This window comes from Paenibacillus sp. 01L418 (assembly GCF_056400045.1).
Map to the genome: position 1 here is coordinate 1 of NZ_JBFTSN010000048.1, position 14,679 is coordinate 14,679.

15 protein-coding genes are annotated in these 14,679 nt (G+C 43.2%); 14 read left to right on the top strand and 1 reads right to left on the bottom strand.

Annotation, left to right across the window (positions count from 1 at the left end):
* Positions 1 to 39 precede the first annotated feature (39 nt).
* The 8 genes from AC1DSE_RS09365 to AC1DSE_RS09400 all read left to right on the top strand — a co-directional run bounded on the left by AC1DSE_RS09365 (position 40) and on the right by AC1DSE_RS09400 (position 8,427).
* Positions 40 to 1,605 carry a 2-isopropylmalate synthase gene (locus tag AC1DSE_RS09365; protein WP_441877373.1) on the top strand — a complete coding sequence of 522 codons (1,566 nt, stop codon included), beginning with the start codon at positions 40 to 42 and terminating at the stop codon, positions 1,603 to 1,605.
* A 104-nt stretch (positions 1,606 to 1,709) separates the two neighbouring features.
* Entirely contained in the window at positions 1,710 to 2,522 is an 813-nt protein-coding gene (locus AC1DSE_RS09370) for a class I SAM-dependent methyltransferase (RefSeq protein ID WP_441877370.1), read from the top strand.
* 535 nt (positions 2,523 to 3,057) lie between these two features.
* Positions 3,058 to 3,801 (top strand): ABC transporter ATP-binding protein, encoded by a 744-nt coding sequence (locus tag AC1DSE_RS09375; protein WP_076269663.1) that lies wholly within the window; start codon positions 3,058 to 3,060, stop codon positions 3,799 to 3,801.
* 63 nt (positions 3,802 to 3,864) lie between these two features.
* On the top strand, positions 3,865 to 4,092 hold the full coding sequence (locus AC1DSE_RS09380) for a hypothetical protein (protein WP_477527621.1): 228 nt from the start codon (positions 3,865 to 3,867) through the stop codon (positions 4,090 to 4,092).
* Between the two features lie 48 nt (positions 4,093 to 4,140).
* On the top strand, positions 4,141 to 5,070 hold the full coding sequence (locus tag AC1DSE_RS09385; protein WP_477510322.1) for a polyprenyl synthetase family protein: 930 nt from the start codon (positions 4,141 to 4,143) through the stop codon (positions 5,068 to 5,070).
* A gap of 129 nt (positions 5,071 to 5,199) precedes the next feature.
* Complete coding sequence (locus AC1DSE_RS09390; protein ID WP_339207229.1) at positions 5,200 to 5,370, top strand: competence pheromone ComX; 171 nt, start codon at positions 5,200 to 5,202, stop codon at positions 5,368 to 5,370.
* A 32-nt stretch (positions 5,371 to 5,402) separates the two neighbouring features.
* A complete protein-coding gene (locus tag AC1DSE_RS09395) occupies positions 5,403 to 7,799 on the top strand; it encodes an ATP-binding protein (RefSeq protein ID WP_477510321.1) in 2,397 nt (798 codons plus the stop codon).
* A complete protein-coding gene (locus AC1DSE_RS09400) occupies positions 7,777 to 8,427 on the top strand; it encodes a response regulator (protein WP_477527622.1) in 651 nt (216 codons plus the stop codon). Before AC1DSE_RS09395 ends, AC1DSE_RS09400 begins: the two co-directional genes overlap by 23 nt.
* A gap of 124 nt (positions 8,428 to 8,551) precedes the next feature.
* Here AC1DSE_RS09400 and AC1DSE_RS09405 read toward each other — a convergent pair whose 3' ends face one another.
* Positions 8,552 to 10,486, bottom strand: coding sequence for an ABC-F family ATP-binding cassette domain-containing protein (locus tag AC1DSE_RS09405; protein WP_339207234.1), 1,935 nt, complete (start codon positions 10,484 to 10,486; stop codon positions 8,552 to 8,554).
* Between the two features lie 154 nt (positions 10,487 to 10,640).
* Here AC1DSE_RS09405 and AC1DSE_RS09410 point away from each other — a divergent pair, with 154 nt between their 5' ends.
* The 6 genes from AC1DSE_RS09410 (at position 10,641) to tatC (ending at position 14,558) form a co-directional block, all read left to right on the top strand.
* Complete coding sequence (locus AC1DSE_RS09410) at positions 10,641 to 11,240, top strand: 5-formyltetrahydrofolate cyclo-ligase (protein ID WP_477510320.1); 600 nt, start codon at positions 10,641 to 10,643, stop codon at positions 11,238 to 11,240.
* Between the two features lie 82 nt (positions 11,241 to 11,322).
* The gene (gene moaC / locus AC1DSE_RS09415) at positions 11,323 to 11,802 is read left to right on the top strand and encodes a cyclic pyranopterin monophosphate synthase MoaC (protein WP_339207238.1); all 480 of its coding nucleotides are present in this window, start codon (positions 11,323 to 11,325) and stop codon (positions 11,800 to 11,802) included.
* Between the two features lie 27 nt (positions 11,803 to 11,829).
* Positions 11,830 to 12,324, top strand: coding sequence for a MogA/MoaB family molybdenum cofactor biosynthesis protein (locus AC1DSE_RS09420; protein ID WP_054026672.1), 495 nt, complete (start codon positions 11,830 to 11,832; stop codon positions 12,322 to 12,324).
* Positions 12,321 to 13,376, top strand: a complete 1,056-nt coding sequence (locus AC1DSE_RS09425) for a molybdopterin-binding protein (RefSeq protein ID WP_477510319.1) — start codon at positions 12,321 to 12,323, stop codon at positions 13,374 to 13,376. The genes AC1DSE_RS09420 and AC1DSE_RS09425 overlap by 4 nt, the downstream gene beginning before the upstream one ends.
* Positions 13,377 to 13,430: 54 nt before the next feature.
* Positions 13,431 to 13,676 (top strand): twin-arginine translocase TatA/TatE family subunit, encoded by a 246-nt coding sequence (gene tatA, locus AC1DSE_RS09430; RefSeq protein ID WP_339207243.1) that lies wholly within the window; start codon positions 13,431 to 13,433, stop codon positions 13,674 to 13,676.
* A 129-nt stretch (positions 13,677 to 13,805) separates the two neighbouring features.
* Positions 13,806 to 14,558, top strand: coding sequence for a twin-arginine translocase subunit TatC (tatC, locus tag AC1DSE_RS09435; RefSeq protein WP_076269790.1), 753 nt, complete (start codon positions 13,806 to 13,808; stop codon positions 14,556 to 14,558).
* Positions 14,559 to 14,679 lie beyond the last annotated feature (121 nt).

Consider the following 14,679-nt stretch of genomic DNA (forward strand, 5'->3'; position numbering starts at 1 on the left):
AAAAAATACATCCAAACGAATCCCTAGGAGGAATTAACAATGACAAACGAAATGAAAAAAATCCAAATTTTTGATACAACTCTTCGTGATGGCGAGCAGTCACCAGGTGCTTCAATTGATCCTGAACGTAAAATTATTATTGCACGCCAGCTTGGCAAGCTTGGCATTGATGTTATTGAGCCAGGTTTCCCGGTTTCCAGCCCAGGCGAATTCGCGGCTGTACAGCAAATTTCACGTGAGCTTCAGCATGTAGAGATCGCAGGTTTTGCGAGAGCGGTAAAGGTTGATATTGACGCTGCAGTGAAAGCGACACAGGATGCAGCACGCAGACGCCTTCACTTGTTTATATCCTCCTCCGATATTCATCTTAATCATCAGCTTCGCAAATCTCGGGAAGAGGTCATTAAGATCGCGAGAGATATGGTTGCTTACGGCAAGCAATTCGTAGATGAAATCGAGTTTTCTGCAATGGATTCCACACGATCTGGCAGAGACTTTGTCATTCAGCTCGTTGAGGCGGTTATTGCGGAAGGTGCGACTATCATTAACCTGCCGGATACGCTTGGTTATGCTATGCCAGAGGAAATGAGCGAGCTGTTCCGCGCGGTGCGCAAGCAAGCCAGAGGCGGAGAAACGGTGAGATATAGTGCCCATTGTCATAATGACCTAGGCCTTGCTGTAGCTAACAGTATTTCTGCTATTAATGCAGGTGCCACACAAATTGAAGTGACTGTAAACGGGATTGGCGAACGCGCGGGCAACTGCTCTCTAGAAGAGCTGGTTATGGCAATAGAAACGCGCAAGGATGCTATTCAAGCAGAAACAAACATTAAAATTAGCGAAATTTATGAAACCTCTCGTTTGGTTAGTCGCGCTATGCATTTCCCGATTGCTTACAATAAGCCAATCGTTGGCCGCAATGCATTCCAGCATGAATCGGGCATCCATCAAGACGGTTTGCTGAAAAACCGTAACACGTATGAAATTATGGATCCGGAAGCGATGGGCATTTCGCGGAACATGATTATATTAGGCAAACATTCCGGCCGCCATGCGATTAAACATCGCCTTGCTGAGTATGGCATCGATATGACAGAAGTGCAGCTGCAGGATGTGTACGATAAATTCAAGGAAGTCGCTGATGCTCAAAAAATCGTGACAGATGATGAATTGATTCGTATCGCAGGTGAGCTGACACAGACGCAGCCAGATCCATATGTACTGGTTGATCTGCATGTTCACGCGGGTACGCAGCCTTCACGTACAGCGACGGTTACCATCCGTGAGAATGAGTTTGGTGTAGAACAATCTTATATCGCAATGGGAGGCGGCCCTATTGAGGCAGTGATCCATGCCATTCAACAAGCGATTCCAGTAGCAGCGGAGTTCGAGGATTTGGAGCTTCATTCGCTATCAACTGGCGAGGATGCTCACGGTGAAGCGGTCGTCAGCATTATTCATCAACAGAAACGATTCCGCGGTACATCCATTCATAGTGATATTGTGCTTGCAGCCGCTCAAGCCTATGTTTCAGCGTGCAATCAAGCAGTTATGACGACAGGCAGCAGAGTAGTAGAAGTAATCCAAACTAAAGCTGCCAACTAATTTCTCATAAGGCCAACGGATTGCTTTTCCCATAGTAGAGTGAGTTCTTTCTATTATGGGAATAAGCGCTGCTGTGGGCATAAAACCTCAAGGAGGTATATGTGATGAGTAAAATTATTCAATATTATAATCAGTTTGATGAATGGGGGCGTCTCGATAGAGCGCCCCTTGAGTTTATCGTCAACTGGCATTTTATTCGAAATTACTTGCCTGCGAGTGGACATATTTTGGATAATGGCGCCGGTCCTGGAAAATATGCGATGGAACTAGCTGATAGCGGCTATGATGTCACGTTAACAGATTTGACCCCAAGGCTGGTACAATTAGCCGCTGAGAAGGCAGAGGAGTTTGGGTTGGCAGATCGTTTTAAAGGTTTCCACGTTGCAGATGCTAGAAGCTTGAGCTCGTTTGCAGACGAGACTTTTGATGCTTCATTGATGATGGGGCCGCTCTATCATTTACAGAAGGAAGAGGATCGTGAACAGGCGGTTAAGGAGCTATATCGTGTAACACGGAGTGGGGGGTATGTGTTTATCGCCTTTATGACACGTATTAGGCATTTGCTAAATGCTCTTGCTTATCCGCAAAGCTGGAAGCCTCTCGATTCAATGGATGAGATTCAGCAGTTTATGGATTCGGGCGTTTTTAATCATAAAGATGAAGGCAGATTCACGGGAGCCTATTACTATGATATCGATACGATTACGCCGTTTATGGAAGCGCAAGGATTTGAAACGGTCAAGTTGATTGGTTCCTCCAGCGTTGCAGGAGCCCTTACATCGGAGCAGTTCGATTATTGGAGGTCTCAGGGAAACAAACAATTCTCCGATTTCATGCAAATGATTTATGATTCTGCTGAAAATATTCATTTATTAGGTTCAGCTTCACATTTACTTTATATCGGTATTAGAAAATAGCCATAAAAATTACCAAAATTAGTGTTGTGCACAAAGTTATCCACAAAGAGGCTTCATTTTGTGGATAAAAGAGTGAAATGCCCGAAAACACTGGATTTACGAAAGATCAATATTGTGAACGGAAAGGGGATATTATTTGCGGTGTTTAACTGTGGATAATGTGTATAACGTGGATAAAATAAATAAATGTAAGAAATTGTACCTATAAAACGACGGATTCCGCTAAAATGCTACTCTTATACGTAGGTACTATCGACAGAATTAACTAACAATTTATACAGAACTGTTGATATCTCTGTGGATAATGGTGATTGGTTGTTTATAGCAACTTTTGGAATCATTAGTAAGCTTCCTTTTGTTTTGCGCTAGCATTGCGGTCACGCAAAAAAATTGCGTGAATTACTAGACAGGTTTTCGGTGAAAAAGTTAACGGTATGCGTTATCTTGAAACTATGACGCATACCAAAACATAAATCTCACCTTATAGCTTTTAGTGATAGGCAATGCTTAAGTGTGAATGGAGGTTAACCAAGGAATGGATAAGCAAACGATCATTCAGGTAAGCTCGGTCAGCAAGTACTATGGTGCGAATAAGGCAGTAGATCAGGTTTCCTTCAAAGTAAACGAAGGTGAAATATTCGGTATTATCGGTACGCACGGCGCGGGAAAAACGACGTTGCTAGAGATGCTAATGGGGATTCGTATGCCCGACCAAGGCAGTATACGGATCTATGGACATGATGTGGTGCTGGATGCAGAAAAATTGAAGGAAGACATCGGAATTCATCTGCAAAGCACAACTTTAGTAGATAAAATGAATGTTCGAGAGGCAATGGAGCTTTTCCAAGGTTTTTATAAACGGAAAAATAATTTGGATCACATCATTGAACAGTTTGGGCTTAGTCCATATTCGGATAAACTAGTTAAACGTTTATCAGGCGGTTGGAGACAACGTACGGCACTAGCTATCGCATTGGTGAACGATCCAAAAATCATATTTTTGGATGAACCCACAACAGGACTGGATCCGCAAGCCAAACGTGATTATTGGTCACTGCTGCAGATTCTTAGACAACAAGGGAAAACAATTATTGTCGCTTCTCATGATATGGAGGAAATTCAGCGCAATTGCGATCGCGTATGCGTGATGCGCAAGGGAGAATTCATTACTTGCGATAACCCGTCTACACTTATTGCACAGCTGCCTGGTGGCGGCATGACAATGGAAGCCGTTTATATGCATCACGCAGTTGAGATGAATGGGAGTGTCAGCATATAAGAAAAACAAAAACTAAGAGTATGTTTATTGCACATGTATTCCTCAAGGAGGGCTTTTTAGTAAATGGATCATCGAGATCGCATCRAAAGTCCGTCAGTCGAGCGCAGAAAACTATTGGAGAAGAGAATGGAGATGATTACAAACTTAATCAGTCAAATGAATGAGGGGGAGAGTCAGAAGCAAGAAGATCAAAAGCAAAAAAAACAAAAGCGCAGAGGCGACTGCAACGGCATAAGGACACTACATCGGATAGGACGATTCGTAACTGTATTTCAGCGTATGTTTATGTAACGATTTAGTAGTATAATATAATGATCTTGATTTGGCGGAGGATCGATTGTGAACGATTGTATTCCACTCATTGGTCAACACATGCGATTATTGGTTCAGCGTTTCTTTACAGCTGAGCCTCTTGCACGTTATGCAGAGCAGTTTATTGCGGACAAGCTTGAAGAGACGATTCGATTTGGTCAACTAACGGTTATTCATTACCGCATGTTTGGCGGAAAAGGCGAAGACCCCATAAAAGCAGCTGCTGCAGTCGAATTATTTATTTTGGCGTCGGATATATTGGATGATTTGCAGGATCAGGATGTTCCAAGCAAGCCTTGGATGAAAGTCCCAATGCCTATAGCCATTCATGTAGCCTCCTCTCTACTAACTTTGTCGCAGCAAGCAATGTTAAGCAGCACATCTAATCATGAGATTCGATTGGCACTCACAGAAATGATGAATGCGCAGCTTTTGAAGGCCGCAAATGGTCAAATGCTTGATATTATGAATGAAATGAACGACGAGGAATCCTATTTGGATGTCGTAAAACAAAAGTCTGCTACGCTTCTTCAACTAGCGTGTATGGCCGGCGTAATGTTGGCTGGTCGCCATTGGAATGATACCGTTGCAGAATATGCGCTAGAAATAGGTGTTTCAGCTCAAATTCAGAATGACCTCCGAGATTTGCTGCGATGGGATGAAAAAAGTGATTTTCTTCAACGTAAATGCACCTTGCTTACTCTGTATTTAATAGAAGGAGAAGCAGAAGAAGATCGCTGGATTAAAGAGTATTTTGAGGGCCGGTTAACTTCCGAAGAAATTGCGATGAAAAGAGAGCTTTTTCTTGAAACCTGTGAAAGAACAGGAACTATATTATATGGCTCTGTCATGAGTCGGATGCACTATAATCGCTTTGAGGAATTAGTAGACTCCATACAGGAAATAAGTCCTTGGAAAGCGGAATTTTTGCACATAATAAACTCTAAAAATGCATAACAACAAACCACGCAAAACGTCTTTCGGTAAATACGAATCACTTTTGCGTTTCCTGTCGTATCTATTCCTGTTATAGTAGAGAAGAAGAAAAGATTACTAATATAGTAGTAGAGAAGCGGAGGAGTTAATATGTTAAAAGAAGCTATTCGTCAGTTGGTAAGCAACACTGAAAAAATGTCTATGGCTATGGGTGGACAAATGCAAGTAGCAGGTGTTTCAGTTGCTGAACAACGCGCTCTTCTTGGCGAACTAAAGAACAAAAACGAAAAAAATAGCGGCTACGCATACATGTGGAATTAGCATACTGATTTGTAGGGAAGGAAGAGGAGTGCATGAGACCTAACTTATTTAACCGAATTGTTGCAATCCTCTTCCTGTTTGTCTTGTTAGGTTCTGTTTTATATTTAACCTCGGTAATCGTAAGAATTCCTTCAATCGGTGCTGTACTAGTGGAGGAGCCAGGTAATCGTTATTTTGTTAAGTCGATAGAACCAGCTGGACAAGCGGATGTAAAAGGTATTGAAATAGGCGATCAGATTTTAGAAATAAACGGTGATTCAGTACAGGATTTTGAGTATGTAAAGAAATATAATTCAATTGAATCCGCAGATTACGTTCTTGTTTTACATAAGGATAAAGTTACACAGAAAATTGAGTTTCCCAAGGGGTGGACAGGCGACCATTCGTTATGGGAGCTGCTGATTCAGTTGTATATCCCTGGTGTTTCACTCATTATTTTTTGTGCGTTTTCAGGATTTTTGTATGCAAAACGAAGGAATGATAAGGCTGTAATCATTCTTATTTTGTTTTTTATTTCGATTGGCTTAAGTTACTATAGTTCTGCAGCATCAAGTCGAAGCGATTCTGTTGGGCTTACTATTATTTATTTGGTTCTACCCAACATACCATTGCTGTTTATGAGCTTCATGAACATTTATTTAAAGCGATTCGATGTTCATTTTATTAGTAAATCAATATTGAACACTTTATATGGGATTGTGGGTTTTGTAGGGATCATAAGCTTAATTTATATCTGGACAGATTTAGCGTCAAATAACATCTATACCTATATTCAAATAGCCTATAGCAGTTCTGTGCTGATAGGTAATTTTGTATGCGTTTATATGCTTGTGCGAAAGTTTATAAAGCATCGGCGTACAAAGCTGCATTCTCTGTTCACAATCACGTTGATCTCGCATCTAGTTGCTTTTACTCCGTTTGCATTAATGAACTTGCTGCCTCAAATTATTGGCAAGGACCAAGTTTTTCCAGCCGCTTTTACTGCGCTATTCCTATTCTTATTACCTATCGTTTATTTCTATCTGTCTACCTCAAATCAATTATTTGATATTGACTTTATTCTAACTAGATTTAAATATTATACGGCGCTAGCCTTTATTCCAGCTGTCATTGTGGCGGCACTTGTAGCGTTTGTATTACTAGGAGAGAACAATCCGTCATGGTCCGCGTGGTTTGGCGTATTTTTTGTCATTTACATCGGAATGACGTTGTTTTTATATGGGAAGGAACAAATTGATCAAAGGTTCAGACCTAAGCTCTTTAAGGCGATGTATAGTTATCAGGATAGTCTGGATCGTTTCTCGCGAAAAATCGCTAGAGTAATGAAGCAAAGCGATTTGGAAGCTGTGCTTAAACAAGAGATTAGTGATCTGCTGCCAGTTAGTCGGATTACTTTTTTACTTATTGAGCAATCGGAGAATACCGTATACCCGATGGGCGATCATCCTGAGGAACTTATCACTGCTGAGTTTTTGCTCGGAACTGTAAATTCCTTACAGGTGGGCGAGTTAATCGAGCTGCCTTATGGACTCGGTCTTGTAATCGGCAGACAACGGTCTAGGTATCATATTTTGTGGATCGGCATGAAAACCAATCATACGCGGTTTAATTCGGACGAGCTTCGTTGGCTTAAGACGATGTCCAATTATTCCAGCATCGTATTTGAGAATCTATATTTAATTGAAGGTTTAATTGAGGATTTAGAGTCGGAGGTTCGCAAAGAGCATTCAACTTCACCATGGGTGCTGCGCCTTCTATTCTGTTTGTCTGAGAACGAGAGAAGAAAACTTGCTGCTGACTTGCATGACTCAGCGCTGCAAGATCAGCTGCTTTGGTACCGGAAGCTTGAAGCCATTATGATGGACTATCCGATTTCGAATAGTTTGGGACGCGAGCTGGAGGATATTAAAGAAGGATTACTCGATGTTATCCATCAAATTCGTGAAACTTGTAATGAACTGCGTCCACCGCTTTTGAAGGAGATGGGAGTAGTCGAGGCTGTTGAATCGATTATCGAGCATACTCAAATGCGTGTTAACTTTGCAGTGGATTTTCGTGCAAAATCATTTAATCGTCCGCTTAACGAGGAACAAATTACGGCGATTTACCGGATCGTACAGGAATTGCTGCGTAATGCGGACAAACATTCTCAAGCTAAATTAGTTGTTCTTGAGCTTGAACTGCGCAAAGGAACGATATATTTCCGATATCAAGATGATGGTGTCGGTATGGATGTAAATCAAATGAGTGTTTCTTTTGAACATATGGGCTTGTCAGGCATTAAAGAGCGGGTGACTGGTCTGGAAGGTGACATATCATTTTATTCGGAAAGCGGTAACGGCTTAGAGGTTGTCATCTTGCTGCCAGAGATCATGACAGCCGGTAGATCGGAGAGGGGTATATCGCGTGATTCGTATCTTATTAGTTGATGATCATCCTTCTGTCGGAGAAGGAACCAAAACAATGATTGAGCAAGACAGCGAGATGTCGGTATCGGTCGTTTTGTCCGCCATTGAGGCGCTCGATATTGTACAAATCCAGCAATTTGATCTCATTTTATGTGATTTGAATATGCCTGGCATTAGTGGATTGGAATTAACGAAACGTCTTATTCAACAGGATCCGGAGCGCAAGGTTATTATTTACTCGGGCTATGAGATTGGCTCGCATTTTAACTTGCTGATCGAATCAGGCGTCTCTGGTTTTATTTCCAAGACAGTATCAAGAGAACAGCTTCATAATGCGATTCGATGTGCCATGAGAGGGGACACGGTTATTCCGATCACCCTGTTAAAGCAGCTTAGAAGGCATGAAGTAACGATCGGACGGACAGAAGTAGCTGTTGAAGATGTGTCTATTAATGAGAAAGAACAGACCATATTACATGAAGTAGCTACTGGAATTAGCAATAAAGAATTAGCAGCTATGCTTCATGTTAGCCAGCGAAATGTCGAATATCAGCTGTCGCGTATATTTGATAAACTCAACGTACGGTCCCGCTCGGAAGCAATAAAGGAAGCACAGMGTTTAGGCTTGATCAGCTTAGAACAATACTAGAATTAGGTTAGTTAACCCTAGTTTGTTTAGGTGGTTAAGTAGGATAGGAATGAATAAAACCGGCAGCTAAAGGATTATCCTTAAGCTGCCGGTTTTAATTGAATTACGAATTGATTTACGAAACTTACATGTATTGTTCCCATTCCTCATATGCGGTCGATAGTGAGGTTTTAACAGCTTCAATGGCAGCTTGAATTTCTTGAATACGGATGTAATCATTAAAAATCGCAGGATCAGTGAGCTGTAACTCCAAATCGGTTATTTGCTGCTCCAGCGTAGCGATTTCCAGTTCTAATTGTTCAACTTTACGCTGCCGTGTACGTTCTTCACGTTTTGCTTGCTTGTCTGCCTCGTAAGAGTTGGCAGGTGAAATGTCGGATACGGCTGTTGTTTTTGAGTTTGAAGCCTGTTTTGACAGTGCTTCGAGCCGTGCTTCTTCGATTTCACTTTTTTTCTCTATCATTTCGTCATAATTTCCTAGGAAATGATCAGTACCTGACGACTTTAGTTCGACAATTCGTTCAGCCATCTTGTTTAGGAAGTAACGATCATGTGAAATGAAGAGCAAGGTTCCTTCATAGTCAAGCAATGCAGCTTCAAGAACTTCTTTGCTAAATAGATCGAGATGGTTGGTAGGCTCATCCAAAATAAGGACATTGGCCTCTGCAAGCATAAGCTTCGCTAGAGATACACGTGCCTTCTCACCGCCGCTAAGGGAAGAAATTCGCTTGAGTACGTCTTCGCCGCTAAATAAGAAGTTGCCGAGCACCGTACGAATACGTGCCTCCTCCATATGGGAGTAACTGCCCCAGACCTCTTCAAGAACAGTATTTTGGCCGTTCAGCCTCGTTTGTTCTTGGTCATAGTAACCGAGTTTGACGTGAGTTCCAAACTTAATTGTACCTGTTGTTGGTTCATTTTGACCGACAATAACCTTTAGCAGTGTTGATTTCCCAATCCCGTTCGGACCAATTAATGCAACGGTTTCACCACGAGTGAGCTGGAAGGATACATTTTTAAAGATAGGTGTGTCCTTACCTGGGAAAACAACGGAAACCTCATTAACAGCAAGTACGTCTTTGCCTGTCGAACGCTCGATTTCAAATGTGAAATGAGCTTTTTTTAAATCACCTTGCGGCTTGTCCAGCCGATCCATTTTGTCCAAAGCTTTCCGTCTGCTTTGTGCACGTTTGGTCGTTGAAGCTCGAACAATATTTCGTTGGACAAATTGCTCCATACGCGAAATTTCGTCCTGCTGTTTTTCGAATTGACGCATATTGATTTCGTACTCGGCAGCTTTCAGCTCCATATAGCGGCTGTAATTTCCAGTATATCGCTTGGAGGTATGACGCTCGATTTCGATAATGGTTTGAGCAAGAGCATCTAGGAAGTAACGGTCATGGGATACAACTAAGATGGCACCTGAATATCCGCGCAAATAGGACTCTAGCCACGTTAAAGTCTCAATGTCGAGATAGTTGGTAGGCTCATCAAGCATAAGCAGATCCGGTGCCTGAAGCAATATGCGAGCGAGTGCGAGCCGTGTTTTCTGGCCGCCACTTAATGTTGATATTAAAGTGTCAGCTGGAAATGTTCCGAAACCCATACCGTGAAGAACACTGTTAATACGCGTGTTGACCTCGAAACCGCCTTGCTCGCGGTACCAATCTGAACGCTTGGCATAACGATCGAGTATGGCTGTATAACGTTTCTCATCCTGATGAAGTTCGGGATCTGCAATTTTCACTTCAAGATCACGAAGCTCTTGCTCTGCTTCAATTAGATGCGAGAAAACGGCAAGCATTTCTTCACCAATCGTTCGATTGGATTGCAATCCGCTATTCTGAGCGAGATAACCAATTTTAGTTTCTTTGGCTTTATGAATAGCGCCAGAATCTGCGGACATTTCGCCTGCAATGATTTTGAGCAGTGTAGACTTGCCTGCACCGTTCACACCTACGAGACCAATACGTTCTCGTTCCAGCACTTGCATCGAAATATTGGATAATACGACATTTACGCCGTAGCTTTTTGTTACGTTAGAAACCTGCAGCAGCATTTTGAAACCTCCAACAAATAAATGGTAAAGAACGAATGCTCATACTACATATTAGTGTACCATAAACGAGCGCTAGCATTGGCGAAAGTTGCACAACAATGTTAAACTACAATTAATGAAAGAAAATGATGGGAACTAGAATAGGTGAATGCTTTTGGTTGAACCAAATCAACGGGGCGATAAGGCTTACATACGAAGTCAGATAACGATAAAACGAAATAAATTACCAGTCGAGCAGCGGCGATTATGGTCAGAAGCAGCTTGCACGAAAGCGATGGCTTTTATTGAAAGCCATTCGGTTGCCGCGTTTATGGTGTACGTTTCTTTTCGGAGCGAGCTTGATTTGTCAGGTCTCATTGAATGGGGCTGGCGAACAGGGCGAGAAGTCATTGCGCCAAGATGCATCGCAGCAGATCGTTCCATGGAGCTCTATACCTTGCGGAGCTGGGATGATCTGATACCTGGTGCATATGGGATTATGGAGCCGAATCCGAATACGGCGCAGCCTTTTAAGGACAATTGTGAACTGGGTGTTGTGTTTGTGCCGGGACTAGCCTTTGACCTTCAAGGGGGCCGCCTTGGTTATGGGGGCGGTTATTATGACCGATTTGCTGAATCTGTTCAAAACAATGCTTCTAAGCAGTACTGGCTTGGAATAGCGTTCGAGGCGCAGCTCATCGATGAGGTGCCTCTCGAGGGGCATGATTTGAAAATGGATGGCTTGATTACTGAAAAAAACATGTATTTAGTTTAGAGGAAATACAGCTGAATGATTGCCAAGCGAGCTATGAACGTTAAAGGCGAACCGTTCATTAGCGCTAGAAGGAGCGTTTGAGGTGGAGTTGACACATTTTAACGAGCAGGGTCGGGCGCGAATGGTAGACATCTCTGACAAGGAAGTCACTTCCCGCACGGCAGTCGCTCAAACTAGGATAACGATGAACCGAGATACATTAGAACAAATTAAGGCTGGCAAGATTGGGAAGGGCGATGTACTGGCTGTGGCTCAGGTTGCTGCAGTTATGGCTGCCAAAAAAACGTCAGATTGGATTCCAATGTGCCATCCGCTACCGCTCACAGGCATCAATGTGGTTTTTAGCGATAACGGAACGGATGAGCTTTACATAGAAGGTACAGTAAAGACAACAGGAAAAACCGGCGTGGAAATGGAAGCACTGACAGCCGTGTCTGCCGCAGCTCTAACGGTCTACGACATGTGCAAAGCGCTGCAAAAGGATATGGTTATCGGTCCTACGCAGCTGGTTTCAAAAACGGGCGGAAAAAGCGGCGATTATCGAATTTCGTCAAACCCATGAGCGAAATAGGAATGGGAGGAATGGTAAATGCGGTGGAAAGTAGCAATTTTGACAGCAAGCGATAAAGGATCACGTGGAGAACGTGAGGATACGAGTGCCCAGGTTATCCGTGAATTGGTTGAGGAAGAGCTGGGTGGAGAAATTATTGATTATCGGATTGTACCGGATGAGCAGGATGAAATAATGGCAGCCATTATTGAAATGACAGAGTACTTCCATGCGGATCTTGTGCTTACGACGGGCGGCACAGGTCTTGCAGAGCGCGATGTTACGCCCGAGGCAACGCTCAAGGTTATTGACCGTGCTGTTCCGGGAATAGCGGAAGCGATGCGCATGGGCGCTCTCCAAAAAACAAGAAGAGCAATGCTCTCAAGAGGCGTCTGCGGCATTAGAGGCAGCTCATTAATCGTTAACCTGCCTGGGAGTCCAAAGGGCGTACACGAGAGCTTAATGGCGATCATGGATCAATTGCCGCATGCTCTGGGCATTTTATCCGGAGAACTGGGGGAACATAGCGTATGAGTCAGCAGCAGCATCATGCAGAGAACGGAACAGAACAACATGGATCGACTACGCTAAGAGAAGTTTCCGTATATGATGCGATCGGGCTGCGACTGGCTCATGATTTAACGCGAATTATTCCAGGTCAGTTTAAGGGTCGATTGTTCAAAAGAGGTCATGTCGTAGTAGAAGCAGACATTCCTAATCTGCTTGATATTGGCAAGGAGCATATCTATATTATGGAGCTTGGAGAAAACGAGCTTCATGAGGATGATGCAGCCATTCGAATGGCTGAAGCGTTATATGACGAGAAACTCATTCTTTCAGAGCCGCATGAGGGCAAGGTGAGCATTAAAGCAAACCAGCTAGGCCTTGCGGAGATTGATAAGGCATTAGTTGATGCCATTAATGAGCTGGGTGAAATTGCATTAGCAACGATTAAGGCAAAAACAGTCGTTAAGCCGGGACAAGCGCTGGCTGCAACCAGAGCCATTCCGCTTGTCGTACCCAAATCGAAGGTAGAGACGGTAGAGAGGCTTGCAGCCGAATACCGTGAAGCGAATGGCGGAGTTTCACCGCTGCGCGTTCGCCCTTTCCGTAAATTTCGTGTCGGTTTGTTGACGACGGGCGGCGAAGTTTTTAACGGAAGAATTGAAGACAAATTTGGTCCGGCAGTAAGAAGCAAGCTCGAGGAGCTTGGATCAGAAGTTGCAGAGCAGCGATTTGCACCCGATGATCGACAAACAATTGTCAAGGAAATACACTATTTGCTTGCACAACGTTATGATATGATACTAGTGACTGGCGGAATGTCGGTAGATCCCGACGATCGCACTCCTGGAGCCATAAAGGAAACAGGAGCGGATATCGTAAGTTACGGAACTCCGATGCTGCCAGGCTCAATGCTGCTTATTGGTTATTTAAACGGAGTGCCGATATTGGGGCTTCCAGGATGCGTCATGCATGATCCATATACATCATTCGATGTGCTGCTGCCGCGGATTTTAGCGGGAGATACGATTGTTCGTGAAGATATTGTCAGCATGGGATATGGCGGCTTAAACAGCTGTTAAGTATGAGCTGCTTAATAATGATGCTGCTACATAAAATTACGAGGAGGTTGGCAAATGTCAGGAATTGGTGCAACAGGTGTTATACTGCTCGTGTTGGTTGCTTTGCTACTATTTGGACCAAACAAGCTACCAGAACTTGGACGTGCATTCGGACGGACATTGCGTGAGTTTAAATCCGGAGCAAGAGAGATCATGGATGATGATGATCGTGACCGTGATCGCAAGGACAAAGATTCGAGCCGTGTTGATGTGAGTCGCTCGGAAAATAGTGATAAAGACAATAAGCGGCTGCCGGATTAATCGGGCCCGCTTTTTTCTTGAAAAAAAGGTTTACCGCTAGGCGAAGGAGGTATCGTGCAGGTGGGATCGGAAGGAAACAGCAAATCGGAGCATAAATCACGTAAAGCGCTTCTTCGAGAAGAAGGGTTGATGCCGCTTTTGGAGCATCTTGGCGAGCTACGCAAGCGTATCATTTACGTGCTTATTATTTTAACGTTAGGCTTAGTCGTCGGACTTATATTTGCACAGCCTACCTATAACTTTCTAATGAGCCAGAAGCCTGCTAATACAATTTCGTTACATACGTTTTCCCTTTGGGATGGCATTGGCATGTATATGAAATTTGCATTTGTCATCGCTTTAATTATTTCTTTGCCTGTTATTGCATATCAGCTTTGGGCATTCGTAAAGCCGGCTTTGCGCAAGAACGAGCAGCGTTCCACGCTTAAATATGTTCCATTTGCACTAATCATGTTTTTAATTGGATTGGCGTTTTCTTATTTTGTCGTCTTTCCACTCGCTTTTAATTTCACAAGAACAGTATCACAACATTTAAACCTTGAGGAAACATATGGTATCGCGCAGTATTTTACGTTTATGTTTAATCTGCTCATTCCGATATCGCTGTTATTCGAACTGCCGCTAGTCATCATGTTTTTGACAGCTATTCGTTTAGTGAATCCACAGCGGCTTCGCAAAATGCGCCGTCTAGCGTATTTCATCATGGTGCTTATTGGAGTTATGATTACGCCGCCGGATTTCATATCGGATATATTAGTGGCAATCCCATTACTCGTTCTATATGAGATTAGTGTGTTTTTATCAGGTTCGGTACACAAAAAGCAGCTAGCTGCAGATGCAAAATGGGAAGCGGAATATGGAGAGTCAATGTCTGAAGCATAGGAAGAAGAAGGGGAATGTCCTCTTCTTCTTTTTTTTTATTTAAGAAGCTTATAAAAGGCTAATATTTCTCCGTCAAAGCTTCATCAGCATCTAGAGGACGCCGAAGGCGAGTTTGCGTGGT

Coding starts and splice junctions, on each gene's coding strand:
- AC1DSE_RS09370 (WP_441877370.1), top strand. CDS start 1,710: ATGAGTAAAATTATTCAATATTATAATCAGTTTGATGAATGGGGGCGT.
- AC1DSE_RS09365 (WP_441877373.1), top strand. CDS start 40: ATGACAAACGAAATGAAAAAAATCCAAATTTTTGATACAACTCTTCGT.
- AC1DSE_RS09375 (WP_076269663.1), top strand. CDS start 3,058: ATGGATAAGCAAACGATCATTCAGGTAAGCTCGGTCAGCAAGTACTAT.
- AC1DSE_RS09395 (WP_477510321.1), top strand. CDS start 5,403: ATGAGACCTAACTTATTTAACCGAATTGTTGCAATCCTCTTCCTGTTT.
- tatA (WP_339207243.1), top strand. CDS start 13,431: ATGTCAGGAATTGGTGCAACAGGTGTTATACTGCTCGTGTTGGTTGCT.
- AC1DSE_RS09425 (WP_477510319.1), top strand. CDS start 12,321: ATGAGTCAGCAGCAGCATCATGCAGAGAACGGAACAGAACAACATGGA.
- AC1DSE_RS09420 (WP_054026672.1), top strand. CDS start 11,830: ATGCGGTGGAAAGTAGCAATTTTGACAGCAAGCGATAAAGGATCACGT.
- AC1DSE_RS09405 (WP_339207234.1), bottom strand. CDS start 10,486: ATGCTGCTGCAGGTTTCTAACGTAACAAAAAGCTACGGCGTAAATGTC.
- tatC (WP_076269790.1), top strand. CDS start 13,806: ATGCCGCTTTTGGAGCATCTTGGCGAGCTACGCAAGCGTATCATTTAC.
- AC1DSE_RS09390 (WP_339207229.1), top strand. CDS start 5,200: ATGTTAAAAGAAGCTATTCGTCAGTTGGTAAGCAACACTGAAAAAATG.